The organism is Wenxinia saemankumensis, assembly GCF_900141735.1.
In the GTDB taxonomy this organism is placed as follows: Bacteria; Pseudomonadota; Alphaproteobacteria; order Rhodobacterales; family Rhodobacteraceae; genus Wenxinia; species Wenxinia saemankumensis.
In genome coordinates this window covers 1-21,268 of record NZ_FQYO01000004.1, presented here as the reverse complement: position 1 = coordinate 21,268, position 21,268 = coordinate 1, and the positions used below count along the sequence as shown (strand labels likewise).

At 69.8% G+C, this 21,268-nt stretch carries 16 protein-coding genes; 12 read left to right on the top strand and 4 right to left on the bottom strand.

All coding sequences use genetic code 11. The features are described 5' to 3' along the window. Positions 1–167 precede the first annotated feature (167 nt). The 7 genes from BUE30_RS11255 to melA (BUE30_RS11225) all read left to right on the top strand — a co-directional run bounded on the left by BUE30_RS11255 (position 168) and on the right by melA (BUE30_RS11225) (position 10,969). Complete coding sequence (locus BUE30_RS11255) at positions 168–2,243, top strand: ABC transporter substrate-binding protein (RefSeq protein ID WP_073331773.1); 2,076 nt, start codon at positions 168–170, stop codon at positions 2,241–2,243. 118 nt (positions 2,244–2,361) lie between these two features. Beyond that, positions 2,362–3,390: an ABC transporter permease gene (locus BUE30_RS11250; RefSeq protein WP_073330436.1), complete on the top strand. Its 1,029-nt coding sequence runs from the start codon at positions 2,362–2,364 to the stop codon at positions 3,388–3,390. Next, positions 3,387–4,628: an ABC transporter permease gene (locus BUE30_RS11245; RefSeq protein ID WP_083601355.1), complete on the top strand. Its 1,242-nt coding sequence runs from the start codon at positions 3,387–3,389 to the stop codon at positions 4,626–4,628. Before BUE30_RS11250 ends, BUE30_RS11245 begins: the two co-directional genes overlap by 4 nt. Positions 4,629–4,887: 259 nt before the next feature. After that, entirely contained in the window at positions 4,888–6,507 is a 1,620-nt protein-coding gene (locus BUE30_RS11240) for an ABC transporter ATP-binding protein (protein ID WP_342068327.1), read from the top strand. After that, positions 6,504–7,865: an alpha-glucosidase/alpha-galactosidase gene (gene melA / locus BUE30_RS11235; protein WP_073330428.1), complete on the top strand. Its 1,362-nt coding sequence runs from the start codon at positions 6,504–6,506 to the stop codon at positions 7,863–7,865. The genes BUE30_RS11240 and melA (BUE30_RS11235) overlap by 4 nt, the downstream gene beginning before the upstream one ends. Positions 7,866–7,991: 126 nt before the next feature. Beyond that, positions 7,992–9,485: a tryptophan halogenase family protein gene (locus BUE30_RS11230; RefSeq protein ID WP_073330423.1), complete on the top strand. Its 1,494-nt coding sequence runs from the start codon at positions 7,992–7,994 to the stop codon at positions 9,483–9,485. Further along, positions 9,482–10,969 carry an alpha-glucosidase/alpha-galactosidase gene (gene melA / locus BUE30_RS11225; protein ID WP_073330418.1) on the top strand — a complete coding sequence of 496 codons (1,488 nt, stop codon included), beginning with the start codon at positions 9,482–9,484 and terminating at the stop codon, positions 10,967–10,969. The genes BUE30_RS11230 and melA (BUE30_RS11225) overlap by 4 nt, the downstream gene beginning before the upstream one ends. Before the next feature lie 248 nt (positions 10,970–11,217). Here the strand turns inward: melA (BUE30_RS11225) and mnmH are convergent, their stop codons facing one another. Next, entirely contained in the window at positions 11,218–12,279 is a 1,062-nt protein-coding gene (mnmH, locus tag BUE30_RS11220) for a tRNA 2-selenouridine(34) synthase MnmH (protein ID WP_073330414.1), read from the bottom strand. A gap of 193 nt (positions 12,280–12,472) precedes the next feature. Beyond that, positions 12,473–13,726 carry a DNA polymerase IV gene (locus BUE30_RS11215; protein ID WP_073331762.1) on the bottom strand — a complete coding sequence of 418 codons (1,254 nt, stop codon included), beginning with the start codon at positions 13,724–13,726 and terminating at the stop codon, positions 12,473–12,475. Here BUE30_RS11215 and BUE30_RS11210 point away from each other — a divergent pair. Continuing rightward, entirely contained in the window at positions 13,725–14,273 is a 549-nt protein-coding gene (locus BUE30_RS11210) for an NUDIX domain-containing protein (RefSeq protein WP_083601354.1), read from the top strand. The genes BUE30_RS11215 and BUE30_RS11210 overlap by 2 nt on opposite strands. Before the next feature lie 45 nt (positions 14,274–14,318). Here BUE30_RS11210 and BUE30_RS11205 read toward each other — a convergent pair whose 3' ends face one another. Then, positions 14,319–14,531 (bottom strand): orotidine 5'-phosphate decarboxylase, encoded by a 213-nt coding sequence (locus BUE30_RS11205; RefSeq protein ID WP_073330411.1) that lies wholly within the window; start codon positions 14,529–14,531, stop codon positions 14,319–14,321. 93 nt (positions 14,532–14,624) lie between these two features. Then, positions 14,625–15,368, bottom strand: coding sequence for an orotidine-5'-phosphate decarboxylase (gene pyrF / locus BUE30_RS11200; RefSeq protein WP_073330408.1), 744 nt, complete (start codon positions 15,366–15,368; stop codon positions 14,625–14,627). Positions 15,369–15,520: 152 nt separating this feature from the next. Between pyrF and BUE30_RS11195 the strand changes: the two genes are divergently transcribed. From BUE30_RS11195 to msrQ, 4 genes are all read left to right on the top strand, one after another. Next, positions 15,521–16,492: a hypothetical protein gene (locus BUE30_RS11195; protein WP_073330404.1), complete on the top strand. Its 972-nt coding sequence runs from the start codon at positions 15,521–15,523 to the stop codon at positions 16,490–16,492. 207 nt (positions 16,493–16,699) lie between these two features. Further along, the gene (clpB, locus tag BUE30_RS11190; RefSeq protein WP_073330399.1) at positions 16,700–19,309 is read left to right on the top strand and encodes an ATP-dependent chaperone ClpB; all 2,610 of its coding nucleotides are present in this window, start codon (positions 16,700–16,702) and stop codon (positions 19,307–19,309) included. Positions 19,310–19,459: 150 nt separating this feature from the next. After that, positions 19,460–20,362, top strand: a complete 903-nt coding sequence (gene msrP / locus BUE30_RS11185; protein WP_073330395.1) for a protein-methionine-sulfoxide reductase catalytic subunit MsrP — start codon at positions 19,460–19,462, stop codon at positions 20,360–20,362. Next, positions 20,362–20,973 (top strand): protein-methionine-sulfoxide reductase heme-binding subunit MsrQ, encoded by a 612-nt coding sequence (gene msrQ, locus BUE30_RS11180; RefSeq protein ID WP_073330391.1) that lies wholly within the window; start codon positions 20,362–20,364, stop codon positions 20,971–20,973. Before msrP ends, msrQ begins: the two co-directional genes overlap by 1 nt. Positions 20,974–21,268: the final 295 nt, after the last annotated feature.

The following is a 21,268-nucleotide window of genomic DNA, read 5'->3' as shown; positions in this document are numbered from 1 at the left end:
GAAACCGGAGGACAATCTCGCATAACGGCATTGTGGCGCCTGGGGGGCCGGTCTCATTCTGGAGCCGGGGACGCGCGGTGCACCACGGGAGGAGCGCCCGCCGGGAGAGCCCCGCTTGCATCGACCCGGATCGCCCGCAGCGGCGGCCGGACCTTGGGAGGACAATGATGACAATCCACGTGCGCGCCGCCTCGGCGGCGCTTCTTCTCGGCGTCTCGGGGACCGCGCTTCTCGCGCAGGTCACCCCGCCGACCACGCCCCCGACGGCGCCCGAATTCTCGGCCCAGGGCGAGCCGGTCTTCGCCGGGCTCGACGAGATCCTCGGCTACCGGGCGCTCGACGGCTATTCGCAGGCGCCCTGGCTCGACGCCTTCGTCGAGTCCGGCCAGCTGCCCCCGGTGGAGGAGCGCCTGCCGGCCGAGCCGATGGTCTACGAGGTGTCGAACATGCCGGACGGCGCCGGCGTCTATGGCGGCACGCTGCGCCACGTGATCGGCGGCCGGCCCGAGGGCTGGAACTACTGGGGCGGCCAGAGCCAGGGCTGGGGCGGCATCGACATCGGCCTCTACGAATGCCTGACCCGCACCGGCCCGCTCTTCCAGGTCGCGGCCGAGGACCTGCAGCCGATGCCGAACCTCGCCCGGTCCTGGGAATGGTCCGAGGACGGCATGATGCTGACCGTCCACCTGATCGAGGGGGCGAAGTGGTCCGACGGCGACCCCTTCGACACCGAGGACATCGACTTCTACTGGAACGACATCGTCCAGAACCCCGAGGTCACGCCGCTGAACGGCGCCACCCCGGCGACCTACGCGAACGCGACGCTCGAGATCGTGGACGACTATACCTTCACGATGAGCTTCGAGAGCGCCTTCCCCGAGAGCGTGCTCTATGCGATGGCCTACGGCAATTTCTGCCCCGGCCCGAGCCACGTCCTGAAGCCCCAGCATCCGGCCTATTCCGACAACACGATGGAGCAGTTCATCAACGCCTTCCCGCCGGAGATGATGGGCTTTCCCGTCATGGGCGCGTGGTCGCCGGTCGAGTACCGGGCCGAGGACATCATCGTGATGCGCCGCAATCCCTACTACTGGAAGGTCGACAGCGACGGGAACCAGCTGCCCTATCTCGACGAGCTGCATTACCGGCTGAGCACCTGGGCGGACCGCGACGTGCAGGCGGTGGCCGGCACGGGCGACTTCTCCAACCTCGAACAGCCCGAGAACTTCGTCGAATCGCTGCGCCGCGCGGCCGAGGACGACGCCCCCGCCCGCCTCGCCTTCGGGCCGCGGACGATCGGCTACACGCTGTTCCCGAACCTGTCCGGCAACGGCTGGGGCGAGCCCGACGACCGGGCGCAGGCGGTGCGCGAGCTGAACCGCGATCCCGAGTTCCGGATGGGCCTGACGCAGGCGATGGACCGGGTGCGGCTGGGCGAGAGCCTCGTCAAGGGGCCGTTCACCGTGCAGTATCCGGGCGGTCTCTACGAGGGCACGTCCTACTACGATGCCGAGAGCACCGTCTTCTATCCCTATGACGTGACCAGCGCGCGCGCCCATTTCGAAGCGGCAGGCCTGGCGGACACGGATGGCGACGGCTTCTACAACTGGCCCGAGGGCTCGCCCGCCGGCCAGGGCAACGTCCTGCTGACCATCCTCGCCAATGCCGACTACCAGACCGAGCGCAACCTCGCCGAGGGCGTGGTCGCGATGCTGGAGGAGGCAGGGGTCCAGTCCACGCTGCAGATCCTGACCGGCAACGACCGGGACGCGGCGGCGGATTCGGGGCGGTTCGACCTGATGCTGGTGCGGAACGCCTCCGAGCTCATCACCGTGGTGCAGAACACCCAGCAGCTCGCCCCGACCGGGCCGCAGAACTCGAACAACCACCGGGCCAATCCCGATGGCGAGCTCGACCTGCTGCCCTTCGAAGAGGAGATGGTGGAGATCATCAACACTTTCATCGGCAGCCGCGACGCGGAGGAGCGGACGGAGCTGATGAAACGGTACCAGCAGCTCTACACCGAGAACCTCTACGGGATCGGCCTGACCGCCTATCCGGGGGCGCTGATCATCAACAAGCGCTTCGCCAACATCCCGCCGGGGGCGCCGATCTTCCAGTTCAACTGGGCCGAGGACAACATCATCCGCGAGCGGGTCTACGTGCCCCAGGAGGCGCAGATGGACCTGCAGCTGCACCCGGAGACGATCCCGGGACCTGACGGCCCCGTCACGGCCGGCTGACGCCCCCTCCTCCCGGCGACGGGCGGCCCTCCCGCCGCCCGTCCGCCATCCCCGGGGGCCGGACATCCGTGCCCGGCTCCCGGGGGCCCGTTCCCCGACCCCCGGAAGGCCATCCCCGATGCTCCGCTTCCTCGGCATTCGATTGCTGCAGGCGATCCCCGTCCTCTTCGTGATGAGCGTGATCACCTTCGCGATCATCAACGCGCCGCCGGGCGACTACGCCGACTTCATCCGCACCAACATGATCACCCAGGGCAACGCGACGGTCGCCGCCGCCAACGAGGCGGCCGAGCGCTACCGCGAGACCCACGGGCTGAACGACCCCATCGTGGTGCAGTACGTCCGCTGGGTGACCGGCATCCTGACCGAGGGCGATTTCGGTCACAGCTTCTTCTACAACAAGCCCGTCGCCGAGGTGGTGGGCGAGCGGCTGCCGCGCACGATCATGCTCGCGCTGGCCTGCCACGTCCTCGCCTCGCTTTTCGGGATCACCTTCGGCATCCTCGCCGCCACCCGGCAATATTCCTGGACCGACACGGTCCTCAGCTTCATCAGCTTCCTCGGGATGACCGTGCCGAGGTTCCTGCTGGCGCTGATCATCCTCTACGTGCTGGCCTTCAAGCTCGACGTGCAGGAACTGGGCTCGTTCTACTCGTCGCGCTACGGCGGGCAGCCCTACTGGCTGGGGCCCTTCGACTTCAACTGGGCCAAGCTCTGGAACCTGATCGAGCATGTCTGGCCCGTCGTCTTCATCGCGACGGTCGGGGGGCTGGCCTACAACATGCGGGTGATGCGGGCGAACCTGCTCGACACGCTGAACCAGCAATATGTCGAGACGGCCCGCGCCAAGGGCCTGCCCGAACACCGGGTCATCATGCGCCACGCCGTGCCGAACGCGCTGCATCCGCTGGTCGCCTACCAGGGCGTGATCCTGCCCTACATGCTGACCGGAGAGATCGAGGTGGCGATCGTGTTCTCGCTGGCCACCGTGGGGCCGGCCATCGTCGGCTCCATGGGGATCGGCGACATCTACGTCACCGCGACGCTGCTGCTGGTGCTGGGCGCCACGCTCATCATCGGCAACATCATCGCCGACCTGCTGCTGGCGGTGCTCGATCCCCGGATCAGGGTGGGAGGCGGCGAATGACCTCCGATCCGTCCGACGTCCTGCCCTACGACAAGCGGCCGAACCGCTCGCTCACCGACGACACCGTTCCGGCGGTCGAGACCGACAGCGTGCTGCCCGACATCGCCGAATATCCCGAGGAGGAGGGCGAGGATTCGCGGCTCTCCACCGTCTCGTCCGAGGGGCAGAGCTACGGCGCCCTCGTCTGGCGCCGGTTCCGCAAGTCGGTGCCCGGGATGATGGGGCTGGTCCTCTGCGTGCTGCTTCTGGTGGTCGCGCTTTTCGCGAACTTCTTCGCCCCGATGGATCCCAAGGAGCCCGACATCTCCTTCGCGCCGCCGACCAAGATCAGCTTCTACGTGCCCGAGGGCCCCGAGGCGGGCTGGCGGCTCTGGCCCGTCGCCTTTCCCATCGTGGAAAGCGACGAGCTCGACCCGGTCACCTTCCAGCCGATCACCGGGCCGGACTACGCCAACCCGCTGTCGATCCGCCTCTTCGCCGAAGGCTGGGACTACGACTTCCTCGGCCTGATCCCGTCCGACACCCATTTCATCGGGCTGGAGGACGGCTCGCCCCTGCACATCCTGGGCACCGACAAGCTGGGGCGGGACATCCTGAGCCGGGGCATCGTCGGCAGCCGGATCTCCCTCGCCATCGCGCTGACCTCCATCGCGCTGATCTCGATCATCGGGACGCTGATCGGCATCACCTCGGGCTATATCGGCGGGCAGTTCGACCTGTGGTTCCAGCGCTTCGTCGAGGTGATCCTCGCCTTTCCGCAGCTGCCGCTCTATCTCGCGCTCGCCACGCTGATCCCCGTCACCGCGCCGTCGGGGCTGTTCCTGACCTTCGTCGTCCTGGTGATCGTCGGCCTCGGCTGGGCGCAGCTGAGCCGCGAGATCCGGTCCAAGACGCTGGCGCTGCGCCGGATCGACTACGTGCGCGCCGCGCTGGCGGTGGGGGCCGGGGACGGGCGGATCATCACGCGGCACATCCTGCCCAACGTGATGAGCCACGTGATCGTCGCGATCACGCTCGGCATCCCGACCATCGTGCTGCTGGAAAGCTTCCTCGGCTTCCTCGGCTTCGCCGTGAAGCCTCCGCTGATCTCCTGGGGCCTGATGCTGCAGGATGCGGGGACGTTCTCGGTCATCGGCAGCTATCCGTGGATCCTCTCGCCCGTCGGCTTCGTGCTGCTGACCGTCTTCGCGTTCAACGCGCTGGGCGACGGCCTGCGCGACGCGATCGACCCGTACTAGGAGGGGCAGACGTGAAAGCCCTTAGAATCGCAAATGGCTGGGTGCGCCGGGCGAGCGCCGGCCCGTGGGATGGCGCAGCTACGACGAAGGTCGGCGCTTTATGCCTGCCACATGACTCTATCGCCCGAACCGCGCGCGCGGGCGGCAAAGCGCCAGCCCGCGGGGACGGGCCGGCGCTCGCCCGGCGCCTTCGGCGCTGTTCGGGCGGGGCGGTCTCTTGCTCGGATGCCATAAGTATCGAGGCGCGGACATGAACGACATGACCCCCACACCCGCCCCGATCATCGACGCGCAACGCGTCGGCGTGACCTTCGCCGTCGATGGCGGCGTGGTCGAAGCGGTGCGCGACGTCTCCTTCCGGCTCTATCCGGGCCAGACCACGGCCCTCGTCGGGGAGAGCGGCTCGGGCAAGTCCGTCACCGCCCGCGCCGTCATGCGTCTGCTGTCGAAGCGGGCGCAGGTCGCGGACGCGACGCGCATCCTCTACGCCGGCAAGGACATGGCGCACCTGTCGCAGAAGGAGATGCGGCACCTGCGCGGCAACCGGATCTCGATGATCTTCCAGGAGCCGATGTCCTCGCTCAATCCGGTCTACCGGATCGGCACGCAGCTGGTGGAGGTCATCATGCTCCACCAGCGCCTGTCCAAGAAGAAGGCCTGGGCCCGCGCGGTCGAGCTGCTGGAGGAGGTGCGCATCCCCGACCCCGAGGCGCGGGTGAATCAGTATCCGCACCAGCTCTCCGGCGGGCAGCGGCAGCGGGTGATGATCGCGATGGCGCTCGCCAACCGGCCCGACGTGCTGATCGCGGACGAGCCGACGACCGCGCTCGACGTGACCGTGCAGGCCGAGATCCTGCACCTGATCGACGACCTGAAGGAGAAGTTCGGGATGGGCGTCGTGCTCATCACCCACGACCTGACGGTGGTGGAGCAGTTCGCCGACCACGTCGTCGTCATGCAGCACGGCGAGGTGCGCGAGGAGGGGCCGACGAAGGAGGTCTTCGCCAATCCCCGTCACCCCTACACCAGGCGCCTGCTCGCCTCGGATCCCAAGGGCATCGCCAACCCGCTGGAGGGCACGCCGGAGCCGGTGCTCGAAGGGCGGGGGGTCAGGGTGGAGTTCATGCTGCGCAAGGGCGGGGCCTTCCGCGGCACCTATTCGCCGCTGGTGGCGGTCGACGGCCTCGACCTGACCGTGCGGCGGGGCGAGACGCTGGGCCTCGTCGGCGAGAGCGGGTCGGGCAAGACCACGTTCGGGCAGGCCCTGCTGCGCCTCATTCACATGGACGGGGGCGAGGTCGACTTCCTCGGGGACCGGATCGAGCGCAAGGACCGCCGGCAGATGCGACCGCTCCGCAGCCGCATGCAGATCGTCTTCCAGGACCCCTTCGCCTCGCTCAATCCGCGCATGAGCGTGCGGCAGATCATCGAGGAGGGGCTGATCGTCAACGGCATCGGCAGGACCGGGCGCGAGCGGTTCCGCCTGGTGCAGCAGGCGCTGCGCGATGCCGGACTGCCCGACAACATCGCCCACCGCTTCCCGCACGAATTCTCGGGCGGGCAGCGCCAGCGGATCGCCATCGCGCGGGCCGTGGCGCTGGAGCCCGAGTTCATCCTGCTGGACGAACCCACCTCGGCGCTCGACCTCTCGGTCCAGGCCCAGATCATCGAGCTGCTGCGCAAGCTGCAGCGCGAGAAGGGCCTGAGCTACCTCTTCATCAGCCACGACCTCAAGGTCGTGCGCGCCCTGTGCCACCGCGTCCTCGTGATGCAGCACGGGAAAATCGTCGAACAGGGCCCCGTGAGCGAGGTCCTGACGAACCCCAGAACCGACTACACCCAGCGGCTCGTCCGCGCAGCCTTCGAGATTGCGACATGACCATTGTGACCTTCATCGGTGCGGGCAGCACCGTCTTCGCCAAGAACCTCGCCGGGGACATCCTGCAGCGCGAGGCGCTGAAGGGCGCCACGATCCGCCTGATGGACATCGACCCGGGCCGACTGGAAGAGAGCGAGATCGTCGTCTCCAAGATGGCCAAGACCCTGGGCGGCCACGCCACGGTGGAGACCTATACCGACCGCCGCCGCGCGCTGACCGGCGCCGATTTCGTCATCTGCTGCTTCCAGGTCGGCGGCTACGAGCCCTGTACCGTAACCGATTTCGAGGTGCCCAAGAAGTTCGGCCTGCGCCAGACCATCGCGGACACGCTGGGCATCGGCGGCATCATGCGCGGCCTGCGCACCGTGCCGGTCCTGTGGGACATCTGCGAGGACATGCTCGCCGTCTGCCCCCACGCGATCATGCTGCAATACGTCAACCCGATGGCCATCAATACCTGGGCGATCGGCGCGAAATATCCGCAGATCCGGCAGGTGGGCCTCTGCCATTCGGTGCAGGGCACGGCCGAGGAGCTGGCCCGCGACCTCGGCATCCCGATCGGCGAGATCCGCTACCACTGCGCCGGCATCAACCACATGGCCTATTACACGCGGTTCGAGCAGCGCCTGCCCGACGGGACGTACAAGGATCTCTATCCCGAGCTGAAGCGCGGCTATGCCGAGGGGCGCCTTCCCCGCTTCTCGAACCATTCGGATCGCTGCCCGAACAAGGTCCGCTACGAGATGATGATGCGGCTGGGCTATTTCGTGACCGAGAGCTCCGAGCATTTCGCGGAATACGTTCCCTATTTCATCAAGAAGGACCGGCCCGACCTGATCGAGCGCTTCGGCATCCCGCTGGACGAATACCCCAAGCGCTGCGTCGAGCAGGTGGAGCGCTGGCAGGCCCAGGCGCAGAAATATCGCGAGGCCGAGACGGTCGAGGTGAAGCCAAGCCACGAATACGCGTCGGAGATCATCAATTCCGTCGTCACCGGCAGCCCTTCGGTGATCTACGGCAACATCCCGAACCGCGGCTACATCCCCCAGCTGCCCGAGGGGGCGGCCGTCGAGGTGCCGGTGCTGGTCGACGGCAACGGCCTGCAGCCGACCGTGCGGACCGGCATTCCGCCGCAGCTGATCGCGCTCATGCGGACCAACGTGAACGTGCAGGAGCTGACCGTCGCCGCGCTGATGGAGGAGAATCCCGAGCACATCTACCACGCCGCGATGCTGGACCCGCATACCGGGTCCGAACTGGATCTCGACCAGATCTGGGAGCTGACGCACGAGCTTCTGGCGGCGCATGGCGAGTGGCTGCCCGAATGGGCCCGGCCCGAGCGGCGCAAGTCGGCCTGAGCGGCGCGGCAGGAGGCGGGCGGTCGCCGAGGTATCCATGATCCCTGCGAAACAGCAGAGCGGGCGCGCGGGACGGTTGACGATCCGTCACCGGACCGCGCGTCTTCCCCGCGGGGAAGGGCCGTCATGCGCCTCGTGATCGTCGGCGGCGGCACGGCCGGATGGCTGGCTGCGCTCCTCCTGAAGGAGGGGCGGGATGTGACCGTGATCGAGAGCTCGCGCCTCGGCACGATCGGGGTCGGCGAGGGGACCACGGCGCTGTTCCGGCAGACGCTGAAGCATCTCGGTCTCGACGAGCGGGACTTCCTGCGCCAGACGGGCGCGACGATCAAGTACGGCATCCGGCACCAGGACTGGCGACGGGTCGGGCACAGCTATGACGGGCCGATCGACGATCCGCGCGCGGTGACCGATCCCGCGCTGGATCATTACGCCGTCGCCGCCGGAAAGCCGGTGGCGGAGGCGCATCTCTTCTCGCATCTCATGTCCAAGGGGCGGGCGCCCGTCGCGCGGGCTGGCGGGCGCGAGGTGCCGGCCGGGCCGTTCCACCACGCTTACCATTTCGACCAGGCGAAGGCCGGGGCCTGGCTGCGGCGGCAGGCGGCGGGGGTGTGCGTCGTCGACGACATCGTCTGCGGCCTCGACCGGGACGGGGAGACCGGCGATATCCGCGCCGTGCTGCTGGAGGGCGGCGACCGCGTGGAGGGGGATGTCTTCCTCGACTGCACCGGGTTCCGCCGGGCGCTGATCGGGCCGCTCGGCGCGCGCTGGATCGACTATGCCGCCTCGCTGCCGGCGAACCGCGCCATGCCGTTCTGGCTGGACCTGAAGGAAGGCGAAGAGATCGCCCCCCTGACCCTCGCCCGGGCGCTCGGCGCGGGGTGGATGTGGCGGATCCCGACGCAGGACCGCTACGGATGCGGCTACGTCTATTCAGATGCGCATACGGGGCCCGACGCCGCGAAGGCGGAGGTCGAGGCGGCGCTGGGCCATGCGATCGAACCCCGCAACGACATCCGCATCGATGCCGGCCGGCTGGACACGCCCTGGCGGCACAACTGCATCGCGATCGGCCTGTCCTCGTCCTTCCTCGAGCCTCTGGAGGCGACGTCGATCCACGGCACGCTGGTGCAGCTGCTCTGGCTGCGGGACTGGCTCGGGGCGGCGAACGTCGATCCCGCCGCGCGGGACCGCTACAATTCCGCCGCCGCCCGGCAGGTCGACGAGTACCGCGATTTCATCCGGCTGCACTACGTGACCGAGCGGCGGGACACGCCGTTCTGGCGCGACGTCGCGGCCAGCCACCCCGCCGCCGTGACCGACCGCCTTGCCGCCTGGGGCGGGCGCCTTCCCGAGGCGCGGGACTTCACGCCCCTCCCGCTCGGCCTGCCGCATGTCGAGGAGGTGCTGCACCGCCCGGTCCTGGACGGGCTGGGCCTGCTGTCCCGCGACGTGGCGAAGCGGCAGATGGCCACCGACCCCGCCCGCCGCGCGCGGCTGCGGCAGAGTCACGACCGGATCACACGCGAGTACCGGCGCGCGGCGGCGGAATGCCTGCCGCACCGCGCCTGGCTCGCCTCCCTCACACCGACACCCGCCCAGAGAGAGACCACGACATGACCTTCCGCATCGCCATCATCGGCGCCGGTTCCATCGGCTTCACGAAGAAGCTCTGCACCGACATCCTCAAGGTTCCCGAATTCCGGGGCATCGAGATCGCGCTGACCGACATCAACGCGCACAACCTGGAGATGGTGGAGCAGATCATCTCCACCCTGATCCGGGTGAACGACCTGCCGGCCAGGGTCGTGGCGACCACCGACCGGCGCGAGGCGCTGAAGGGCGCGCGCTACATCATGAACTGCGTGCGGATCGGGGGGCTAGAGGCGTTCGAGAGCGACATCTCGATCCCGCTGAAATACGGCGTCGACCAATGCGTCGGCGACACGATCTGCGCCGGCGGCATCATGTACGCGCAGCGCGGCATTCCCCAGATCCTCGACTTCGCCCGCGACATCGAGGAGGTGGCCGAGCCGGGCGCCTGGCTGCTGAACTACGCCAACCCGATGGCGATGATGACCTGGGCCGTGCTGGACGAGACGAAGGTGAACGTCGTCGGCCTCTGCCACGGCGTGCAGAACGGCCACCGCCAGATCGCCCGCGCCCTCGGCGTGCCGATGGAGGAGACGGACATCGTCTGCTCGGGCATCAACCACCAGACCTGGTATCTCGACATCCGCCACAACGGCCGCAACATCGGGCGCGAGGAACTGACCGAGGCGCTGGAGAGGCACCCGGTCTATTCGCGGCAGGAAAAGGTGCGGATCGATGTGCTCAAGCGCATCGGCTACTATTCGACGGAATCGAACGGGCATCTCAGCGAATACCTGCCCTGGTACCGCAAGCGGCCCGACGAGATCCTGAACTGGATCTCGACCGACGAGTGGATCCACGGCGAGACCGGCGGCTACCTGCGCTATACGACCGAGAACCGGAACTGGTTCGAGACCGATTTCCCCGACTTCCTCAAGGATGCCGAGCAGCCCTTCGAGGGGCCGCGCACCGACGAGCATGCGAGCTGGATCCTCGAGGCGATGGAGACGGGCCGCGCCTATCGCGGGCATTTCAACGTCCGCAACGGCGGGATCATCCGCAACCTGCCCGACGATTGCATCATCGAGAGCCCCGGCTGGGTCGACCGCTTCGGCATCAACATGGTCGAGGGGATCGAGCTGCCCCTCGCCTGCCAGGCGACATGCTCGGCCTCGGTCAACGTCCAGCGGATGGGAATGCGCGCGGCGGTCACGGGCGACGTGGAGCTGCTGAAGCAGGCGGTGCTGCACGATCCGCTCGTCGGCGCCATCTGCACGCCCGACGAGGTCTGGCAGATGGTCGACGAGATGCTGGTCGCGCAGGCCGAATGGCTGCCGCAATATGCCCATGCGATCCCCGCCGCGCGGGAGCGGATGAAGGATCCCAAGGTGAAGACGCGGGACTGGAGTGGCGCGGCCCGGCTCGACGTGCGCTCGGTCGAGGACCTGCGCGAGGCGAAGAAGGCCCGCTCGAAGGAGCCGGCCGATCTGGGAACCAAGATCGGCGGCTGAGGCCGGACCGGTCGCGGTCCCCATTCGGGGCCGCGTCCGGCCTGCCCGGGCCGGTCGAAGGATCGCCCGGGCGGCGCGCCGGACCGTCTTTCGTCCCAATCCGGTCGGAGCTCGACCGCCGGGGCTGCGATACGCATGGGGGAGTTCGGCCGGTCGTCCCGCGCCGCGCCCGATCCGCTCGAGCCGGAAGAAGGCTGCCGGCCCGATCCGCGTCCGGAACGAGACGAGCAGGCCGCGCGGGCGCCGGGTCAGGCGTCGGGGCGGCCCTCCAGCCGCGCGACGATCCGGTCCGCCGCGCGGTCGAGATCGGCCCCGTCCAGTGCGCCGAGGTCGATCGCTTCGGCCACCTCGGCGCCGATGGCGGCGCGGCTCTTGGCGTAGGCCGGGTCGTAATGCTGTTCCATCAGGGCCTGCGTCAGGGCCACGCGCTCGCCCGCGTCGATCAGCGCGGACCAGCCCTCGACCACCTCGCCGCCGCGGACATGGCGCAGGTAGGCCAGCTTGTCCTTGAGGGCCGGGCCGTCCGAGAGCACGTCCTCGTAGGCGCGGGCGAGATAGGCGGCGCGGGCCGCGATGGGCGCGCGGATCTCGATCCGCCGCGCCGCCTTCATCGGCGCCCAGAGCGCGGGCGGGATCAGCACCTCGCCGATCTTGTTGCTCTCGGCCTCGATCAGGACGGGGCGGGCGGGATCGAGCGTCAGCATCGCCTGCGCCAGGGCCGTCTCGAAGGCCTTCTGGCTGGGCTGGCCGCCCGGCCGCGCGCCGAGGAGCGAGCCGCGATGGTTCGCTAGCCCCTCGAGGTCGAGGACCTGCCCGCCCTTCGCCGCGACGCGCGACAGGATGTCGGTCTTGGCCGTGCCGGTGAACCCGTCCAGCAGGATCGGCTTCAGCCCGAAGGCGCCGCCGTAGAGCAGTCCGTGGACGAGCCGCCGGTAGGACTGGTAGCCGCCCTGAACCGTGTCGGCCCGCCAGCCGATCTCCTTCAGCATCCAGCCGAAGCTGCCGGAGCGCTGCCCCCCGCGCCAGCAATAGACCAGCGGGCGCCAGCCCCCCTCGTGATGGGCGAGGGGGCCGGCGATGTGGTTTGCGGAATTGCGGAACACCATCGCGGCGCCGATCTTCCGGGCGAGGAACGGGCTCTGCTGGACGTACATCGTCCCCACCTCGGCCCGCTCGGCATCGTCGAGCACCGGAAGGTTTATCGCGCCCGGAACGTGGTCCTCGGCGTATTCGGAGGGGGAGCGCACGTCGATCACGGTGTCGAAGCCGTGGGCGAGGAAATCGCGAAGCGTGGGGAAGGACCGGGCCATGCGGGGGAGGTAGCCGCCCCGGCCGGGCAGGGGAAGGGCGATGGCGGCCGATCCCCCTTCGCCCGCGCTTGCGGGGACGATGCGGCGGGGCGGTGCCGTGGCCGGAGGGGGCACGCAGCCCCCCCCCCCCCGGTGGGGGGGCGAGAGGCGCCCCCCCACCTGCCGCCACGGCGCCCGCGCGCGGGGCAGGGCGTCAGCGCAGGGCGCGGCCCTTCAGGATCGCCTCGGCGCCGAACCGGGCCCGGATCCGGTCGGCGGCGCGCTCCACCTCGATCCGGCGTCCGGCGCCGGGATCGAGCAGGTCGAACTCCACGTCCGCCCCCTCCGCCGGGCCGATCTCGGACAGGCCGACGCCGAGCAGGCGGTAGGGGCCCGGCTCCTCCACCGCGTCGAAGAGGGCGCGGGCCGTGCGGTAGATCGTGTCGGCGATCTGCGTCGGATGGCGCAGCGACTGGCGGCGCGTGATCAGCGTGTGGTTCGCGCGCTTGAGCTTGAGGATCACCACTCGCCCCGCCTTCTCCTTGGCCTTGGCGCGGGACGAGACCTTCTCGGCCATGCGCCAGATATGGCCGTCGAGGATGTCCGGATCGGCGGTGTCGGCGTGGAACGTCGTCTCGTTCGACAGCCCCTTCACCGGGGCGCGGGCGTCGACGCGCCGCGCATCCTGTCCACGCGCGAGATGCCAGAGCCGGTCCCCCATGCCGCCGAACCGGGCGTGCAGGTCCGCCCGCTCCCACCGCTCGAGATCCGAGAAGGTGACGATCCCCGCCCGGCCGAGGCTTTCCTGCGCGGCGGGCCCGATCCCCCAGATCAGGCGGACGGGTTTCGGGCGCAGGAAGTCCACCGTCTCGCCTGCCCCGATGACCGAGAAGCCGCGCGGCTTGTCGAGGTCGGAGGCGACCTTTGCGAGGAACTTGTTGTGGCTGAGACCGATGGAGCCGGTCAGGCCGAGCTCCTCCTGCATGCGCCTGACCAGACGGGCCAGCATCACGGCGGGCGGTCTGCCGTGCAGGCGCGCCGTGCCGCCGAGGTCCATGAACGCCTCGTCGAGGCTCAGCGGCTCCACCACCGGGGTGAGCTCGTCCATCATCGCCCGGATCGCGCGGGACGCTTCGACATAGGCGTCGAATCGCGGCTTCACGATCACCGCGTCGGGGCAGAGCTTCAGCGCCTGGAACATGGGCATGGCCGACTTCACGCCCTTGATCCGGGCGAGGTAGCAGGCGGTGGAGACGACGCCGCGCTCGCCGCCCCCGACGATCACCGGCTTGTCCCGCAGGTCCGGATTGTCGCGCTTCTCGACGCTGGCGAAGAAGGCGTCGCAATCCATGTGGGCGATGGACAGGTCGAACAGCTCGGGATGCGAGGTCACGCGCGGGCTGCGGCAGGCCGGGCAGCGGGCACCGCTGTCGAACATGTGCAGGCAGGCGCGGCAGAGGGCGGGCATGAGCGGGGACGACAGGCCATCGGGCAGGGGCGGGATCGCCCGCAAGATAGGTCTTCCGGCGGGGGCGCTCAATCGCGCCGCCCCGTTCGACGGGGCGAAGGCGGCGGTGCTGGTCGGCGGGCGGCTGCTCGTGCTGCGGCGCGACGACCGTCCGGGGCTGCGCTGGCGCGGGATGCTGGACCTGCCGGGCGGCGGTCGCGAGGGCCGCGAGAGCCCGGCAGAGACGCTGGTCCGTGAGATACGGGAGGAAACGGGGCTGGACCTCGGGCGGGCGCGATGGCGCGGGGGCCGATGTTACCCTGCCGCCCACCGCGCCAGGGCGCGGGTCTGGTTCCTGCGCGTCCGGGTTCCCGGCGGGGCGGCGGCCCGGATCCGCATGGGCGCCGAGGGTCAGGGCTGGGTGCTGATGGCGCCATCCGCCTTCGTCGCCGCGCCCGACGCGGTGCCGCATCTGCGGGACCGCGTGGCGGAGCTGGGATTGTCCGGACGTTTGGCGGGGGACGGCGCAAAGAAAAAACCGCCCGGGACATCGGCCCGGGCGGTGTGAAGGGATCCGGCGACAGGCGGGACAGGGTCGCCGGAGGGGGGAACCTCAGTGGTGGGAATGCAGGGAGCGGGGGGTGTCCGACATCGCCTGGGCCTGCGCGGCGAGGGCGTTGCGCACGATTCCTTCGTCCATGTTCAGCGGGCCGGCAACCTCGCACGGATAGCGGAAGGTGCGGCCGCCGCGCATCACGTCGACGCGGGCTTCGAAGGTCTGGCGGGCGGCGTTGTAGTTGATGCGGCCAAAGCGAACGTCGTTCATTATCCTGCTCCCGTTTCCTGCCGGTTACGGGCTTCAAACGCCCCCTCGGCGGAAAAAGTTTCATGGAAGCGTGAAAAAGTCGTTGACTGCCGATCACGAATTCGGGCGGCGGGCCTGCGGAGAGGCCATCTCGCGCAGGATCGCTGTCGCGGCGGCGCGCGGATCGGCCGCCTGCCGGATCGGCCGGCCGACCACGATGTGATCCGCACCGGCGGCAAGTGCCTGAGCGGGCGTCGAGATCCGCTTCTGGTCGCCGGCCTCGGCGCCGACGGGACGCACGCCGGGACAGACGATCAGCCGCCCGTTCGATTCGGGCAGGGCCCGAATCGCCGCTGCCTCCTCCGGAGAGCAGATGATGCCGTCGGCCCCCGCCTCGAAGGCGCGGGCGGCTCGGGCGACGACGATCTCGGGCACGGGGCCCTCGGTCATCAGGGCGGCGTCGAGATCGGCCCGCTCGAGCGAGGTCAGGACCGTGACGGCGAGGATGCGGGTATCCGATCCGCCCGCCCCCTCGCGCGCGGCGCGCACGACATGGGGGTCGCCGTGGACGGTCAGGAAGTCCGGCCCGTGCCGGACCACGCCGCGCACCGCCGCCTCGATCGTGGCGCCGATGTCGAACAGCTTGAGGTCGAGGAAGATGCGCTTGCCATGGGCGTCCATCAGCTCGTTGGCGAGGGCGAGCCCGCCGCCGGTCAGCATGCCGAGGCCGATCTTGTAGAACGAGACGGCGTCGCCCAGCGTCTCGGCCAGGGCGAGCCCGGCCAGTGCGTCCGGCACGTCGAGGGCGACGATCAGGCGGTCGTCGGCGGGAAGGGCGGCGGGATCGGCGTCGGTCATCGGAACGGGCTCCTGAGCTGGCTGCCGGCCGGGAATGCGCCCCGCGGGGGCGGCGGTCAACCGACGCAAGGTCAGCGAGGGCGGAACCCGGGGGCGGGCGGGGCGTTCGACGCGTGAAGGGAACCCATAAGCATCAAGGAAGGGAACGCGCGATGGCCGACACCCCGAAGAAGGACAACAGCGCCAGCATGATCGTGATCATCGGCGCCGTGGCGGTGGGCGTCGGCGCGCTGATCGCGGTGGCGCTGGGCATCACGGCGGACGACACCCCCGGCACGCCCAGCGTGCAGGAGACGACGGACGATTCCGTCCTGCCCGAGGACGAGGCGCTGACGCCCTCTGCCGAGACGCAGGAGGTCGTGGGGGCCGAGGCCGCCGATCCGCCGGAGGCCGAGGCGGTGCCGGCAGACGAGCCGATTGCGGAAGTGCCCGAGACGGCGCCCGCCGATCTTGAGGCCGAGGCGGAGCAGGCCGACGAGACGGGTGCGACTGGCGGCGAGGATGCCGCCACTGCCGAGGAACTCGTGCCGGGCGAGACGATCTCCGACGAATCCCCGACCGAGGGTGCCGCAGAGGCCGACACCTCCGTCGACGGCGCGGCGGACGAGGCCGCGGTGCAGGACGCGTCCCCCGGCGCGGACGAGGGCACGTCGGCCGAGCCGGCCGTGACGGAGGTTCCCGCCGAGGACGCCGCGCCGGCCGAAGGCGCTGCGCCCGCCGATGACACTGCGTCTGCCGAAGAGGCCGCCCCGGCCGAGGACGAAGCCGCGGCGACGGAGACCGCGCCGACCGAAGAGGCCCCCGCTGCCGAGCCCGCCGGATCCGAGGCTGCGTCGGAGGCCGCGATCGCGGAGGATGAAGCGGCCGTGACGGCGGATGCCGGTGCCGACGAGGCTGCGCCCGCCGAACCGGCCACGCCCGAAGCCGCCACCGCCGAACCGGCCACGCCCGAAGCCGCCACCGCCGAGCCCTCCGCGGCCGGCGACGCGGCTCCCGCCGAGGGCGGGGAAGCCGACATGCAGGCGCTTCTGGATGCCGCCGCGACGAGTGCCGCCGCGCTCGAGGCCGCGGCCGCCGACCTGCGTGCGCTGATCGACGCGGTGCAGGAGCAGCAGGGCAACTGACCCCCCTCCTTACGAGTCCGGAAGGGGCGCGGACCTGCGGGACCGCGCCCCTTTTCGTGTCGTCCGGGCCGGGCGGGTCGCTTTTCGCGCCTGTGACACTTGAGCCACACGGCGCTGCTCCCCATCTCCATGTCGAGGCCCGCGACCGGGCCGCGCCGGGATCCGGGCGGCCGATGACAGGCGGGTGCTTTTGGAAGGAGAGACCCCATGAAACTCGAGACGTTCACCGAACGCTCGCGCGGCTTCATCCAGGCCGCCCAGACGATCGCGATGCGCGAGCAGCATCAGCGCGTCCTGCCCGAGCATCTGCTGAAGGCGCTGATGGACGACGAGCAGGGACTCGCCGCCAACCTCATCCGCAAGGCCGGCGGATCGCCCGAGCAGGTGGCCGTCCAGGTCGACGCGCTGGTCGCCAAGCAGCCCAAGGTCGGCGGCGATGTGGGCCAGGTCTATGTCGACCCGTCCCTCGTGCGTGTGCTGGACGAAGCCGAGAAGGTCGCGAAGAAGGCCGGCGACAGCTTCGTTCCCGTCGAGCGGATGCTGACCGCGCTCGCGCTGGTGAAGACCCGCGCGAAGGAGGCGCTCGAGGCCGGCGCCGTCACCGCGCAGAAGATCAACGCCGCCATCGAAGAGCTGCGCAAGGGCCGGACCGCCGACAGTGCCTCGGCCGAGGACGGCTACGAGGCGCTGAAGAAATACGCCCGCGACCTGACCGAGGCGGCGCGGAACGGAAAGATCGACCCGATCATCGGCCGCGACGAGGAGATCCGCCGCGCCATGCAGGTCCTGTCGCGCCGGACCAAGAACAACCCCGTCCTGATCGGCGAGCCCGGCACCGGCAAGACCGCCATCGCCGAGGGCCTCGCCATCCGCATCGTCGAGGGCGACGTGCCCGAGAGCCTGCGGAACAAGCGGCTGATGGCGCTCGACATGGGCGCGCTGATCGCGGGCGCGAAATATCGCGGCGAGTTCGAGGAGCGGCTGAAGGCGGTCCTGAAGGAGATCGAGGCCGCCGCCGGCGAGATCGTCCTCTTCATCGACGAGATGCACACGCTCGTCGGCGCGGGGAAGACCGACGGCGCGATGGACGCCGCCAACCTGATCAAGCCGGCGCTTGCGCGGGGCGAGCTGCACTGCATCGGTGCCACCACGCTCGACGAGTACCGCAAGTATGTCGAGAAGGACGCGGCCCTCGCCCGGCGCTTCCAGCCGCTGATGGTCGAGGAGCCGACAGTGGAGGACACCGTGTCGATCCTGCGCGGCATCAAGGAGAAGTACGAGCTGCACCACGGCGTGCGGATCAGCGATTCCGCCCTTGTCGCCGCCGCCCAGCTGTCGAACCGCTACATCACCGACCGCTTCCTGCCCGACAAGGCGATCGACCTCGTGGACGAGGCCGCCAGCCGTCTGCGGATGGAGGTGGACAGCAAGCCCGAGGAGCTCGACCAGCTCGACCGGCAGATCCTGCAACTGCAGATCGAGGCCGAGGCCCTGCGCAAGGAGGATGACGACGCCTCGCGCGAGCGGCTGGAGAAGCTGGAGCGCGAACTGGCCGACCTCCAGGAGCAGTCCGAGGCGATGACCGCCGCCTGGCAGGCGGAGCGCGACCGGCGCGAGGGCTCCACCCGGCTGAAGGAACAGCTCGATCAGGCGCGCGCCGATCTCGACCGGGCCAAGCGCGAGGGCGACTTCGCCCGCGCGGGCGAGCTGCAATACGGCACGATCCCGGGGCTGGAGAAGCAGCTCGGCGAGGCCGAGGGCAGCGACGTGATGGTCGAGGAGGCCGTGCGCCCCGAGCAGATCGCGGAAGTGGTGGAGCGCTGGACCGGCATCCCCACCTCCAAGATGCTGGAGGGCGAGCGCGAGAAGCTGCTCGGGATGGAGGACAAGCTCCACGGCCGCGTGGTCGGGCAGGACAATGCCATCCGGGCCGTGGCCAATGCGGTGCGCCGGGCGCGCGCGGGACTCAACGACGAGAACCGGCCGCTGGGGTCGTTCCTGTTCCTCGGCCCGACCGGCGTCGGCAAGACCGAGCTGACCAAGGCCGTGGCCGAGTTCCTGTTCGACGACGACCAGGCGATGGTGCGCATCGACATGAGCGAGTTCATGGAGAAGCATTCCGTCGCGCGGCTGATCGGCGCCCCTCCGGGCTATGTCGGCTACGACGAGGGCGGGGTCCTGACCGAGGCGGTGCGCCGCCGGCCCTACCAGGTGATCCTGTTCGACGAGGTCGAGAAGGCGCATCCGGACGTGTTCAACGTGCTGCTCCAGGTGCTGGATGACGGCGTGCTGACGGACGGGCAGGGTCGGCGCGTAGACTTCAAGCAGACGCTGATCGTCCTGACCTCCAACCTCGGGTCGCAGGCGCTCAGCCAGCTGCCCGAGGGCGCGGATGCCGGCGCGGCGAAGCGCGACGTGATGGATGCGGTGCGGGCCCATTTCCGGCCCGAATTCCTGAACCGCCTCGACGAGATCGTCGTCTTCGACCGGCTCGACCGGGGCGACATGGGCGGGATCGTCTCGATACAGCTCGCGCGGCTCGAAAAGCGGCTGGCGCAGCGGCAGGTCGCGCTCGACCTCGACGAGGGCGCGAAGGCCTGGCTCGCGGACGAGGGCTACGATCCCGTCTACGGGGCGCGGCCGCTCAAGCGGGTGATCCAGCGCGCGCTGCAGGACCGGCTGGCGGAGATGATCCTCGCCGGCGAGGTGCGGGACGGATCGACCGTCCCCGTCCGCGCCGGGTCCGACGGGCTGATCGTCGGCGACCGGCTCGCCACGTCCGAGCGGCGGCCGCCGCAGGATGCCGTGGTGCACTGAACCGGGATCGGGGCGGCCTTCGGGCCGCCCCGTTTCGTTCGGGCCCATGACGCGGGCGTGATGTTTCCACGCGCTGCCCGGATCGTGACCGGGCGTCACGCCATTCTCCGCTAGGTTCGCCACCGACGCGACCATTCCCGGAGGAACACCATGACTCGCCGCTGGACCCCAGACCTGTCCCCTGCCGACGTCACGCCGAAGGCGCTCTGGCTCAATCGCCGCCGCCTCATCCAGGCAGCCGCCGGGGCGGGGGGCGCGCTGATCGCCGGCCGCGCCGCCGCGCAGGAGGCGCTGGAGCCGAACAGCCTCGACGACATCCGCAGCTACAACAACTTCTACGAGTTCGGCACCGGCAAGTCCGATCCGGCCGAAAACGCGCAGGCGCTCGAGATCCCCGATCCCTGGACCATCGAGGTCGACGGCCTCGTGGACAAAGCGGGCACCTGGTCGCTCGCCGACCTGATCGACGGGCTCGACGTGGAAGAGCGGATCTACCGCTTCCGCTGCGTGGAGGCCTGGTCGATGGTCGTGCCCTGGAACGGGGTGGAGCTGGCCGCCGTGCTGGACCGGCTCGGCGTGCAGGAAGGCGCGCGCTACGTCGCCTTCGAGACGGTGGTCCAGCCCGAGAACATGCCCGGCGTCCGGCGGAACGTCATCCCCTTCCCCTATGTGGAGGGTTTGCGGCTGGACGAGGCGATGCATCCGCTCACCCTCCTGGCGACGGGCATCTACGGCGAGCCGATGGCCAAGCAGAACGGGGCCCCGGTCCGGCTGGTCGTTCCGTGGAAATACGGCTTCAAGTCGATCAAGAGCCTCGTGCGGATCTCCCTCGTCGAGGAGCAGCCGCCCGCGACCTGGAACATCATCAATCCGCGCGAATACGGCTTCTATTCCAACGTGAACCCCGAGGTGAGCCATCCGCGCTGGAGCCAGGCGACCGAGCGGGTGATCGGCGGCGGCCTGTTCTCGGCCCGGCAGGACACGCTCATGTTCAACGGCTACGACGAGGTCGCCTCCCTCTACGAGGGGATGGACCTGGCCGAGAACTTCTGATGCTCGCGGATCGTCTGAATGCCGCCGCGCGGCGCGTGCCCACCTGGCCGGTCTACGGCATCGGCATGGCGGTGGCGGGCTGGTACTTCTGGCTCGGCCTCACCGGGGGGCTGGGGCCCGAGCCGATCAATACGCTCGAGCGGCTCTACGGAGAGAAGGCGCTGCAGCTGCTGGTGGTGGGCCTCGCCCTCACGCCGCTGCGCCGCTTCGCGGGGGTGAACCTGATCCGCTTCCGGCGGGCCGTGGGGCTCACGGCGTTTTTCTTCGTGCTGGCGCATTTCTCGGTCTGGGCGCTGCTGGACGTGCAGCGGGTGGCGGCGATCTGGGCCGATCTGGTGAAACGTCCCTACATCACCGTGGGCTTCGCGGCGCTGCTGATGCTCCTGCCGCTGGCGCTCACCTCGAACAACCGGTCGATCCGGGCACTCGGCGCGCGGTGGCGGCAGCTCCACAAGCTGACCTACCCGGCCGCGATCCTGGCCGCGCTGCACTATGTCTGGCTCGCGAAGGGCTTCCAGATCGAGCCGCTCCTCTACATGGCCGCGATCCTCGCCCTGCTGGCGCTGCGGGTTCGCCTGCCCAAGGGGGCGAGTCGCCCGAGTCGGGCCTGATTCCGCCCCGAGTCGCGCCCCAAGGCGGCTCGGGGAGGCAATCCGGCGGGGGGACCGCCGGTCCCGGGGGGCGACCGAGACGCGATGTTGCGCCTGACGCGGGTGTCTTGCGCAATAAAATGGCGCCACGAGGGCCAGCTGGAAGAAAATCGGGCTGGAGACGAAAAAATCGAAAAAAGCGCTTGCGGGGTCCGACCCCAATCCGTAGATAGCCCCTCACCGGCGGCGCTGAGGCGCGGTTGGGGCCACCCGGGGCGGTTCTGAGAGGGACGGGTTCGGGGCTGGTTGGACGGAC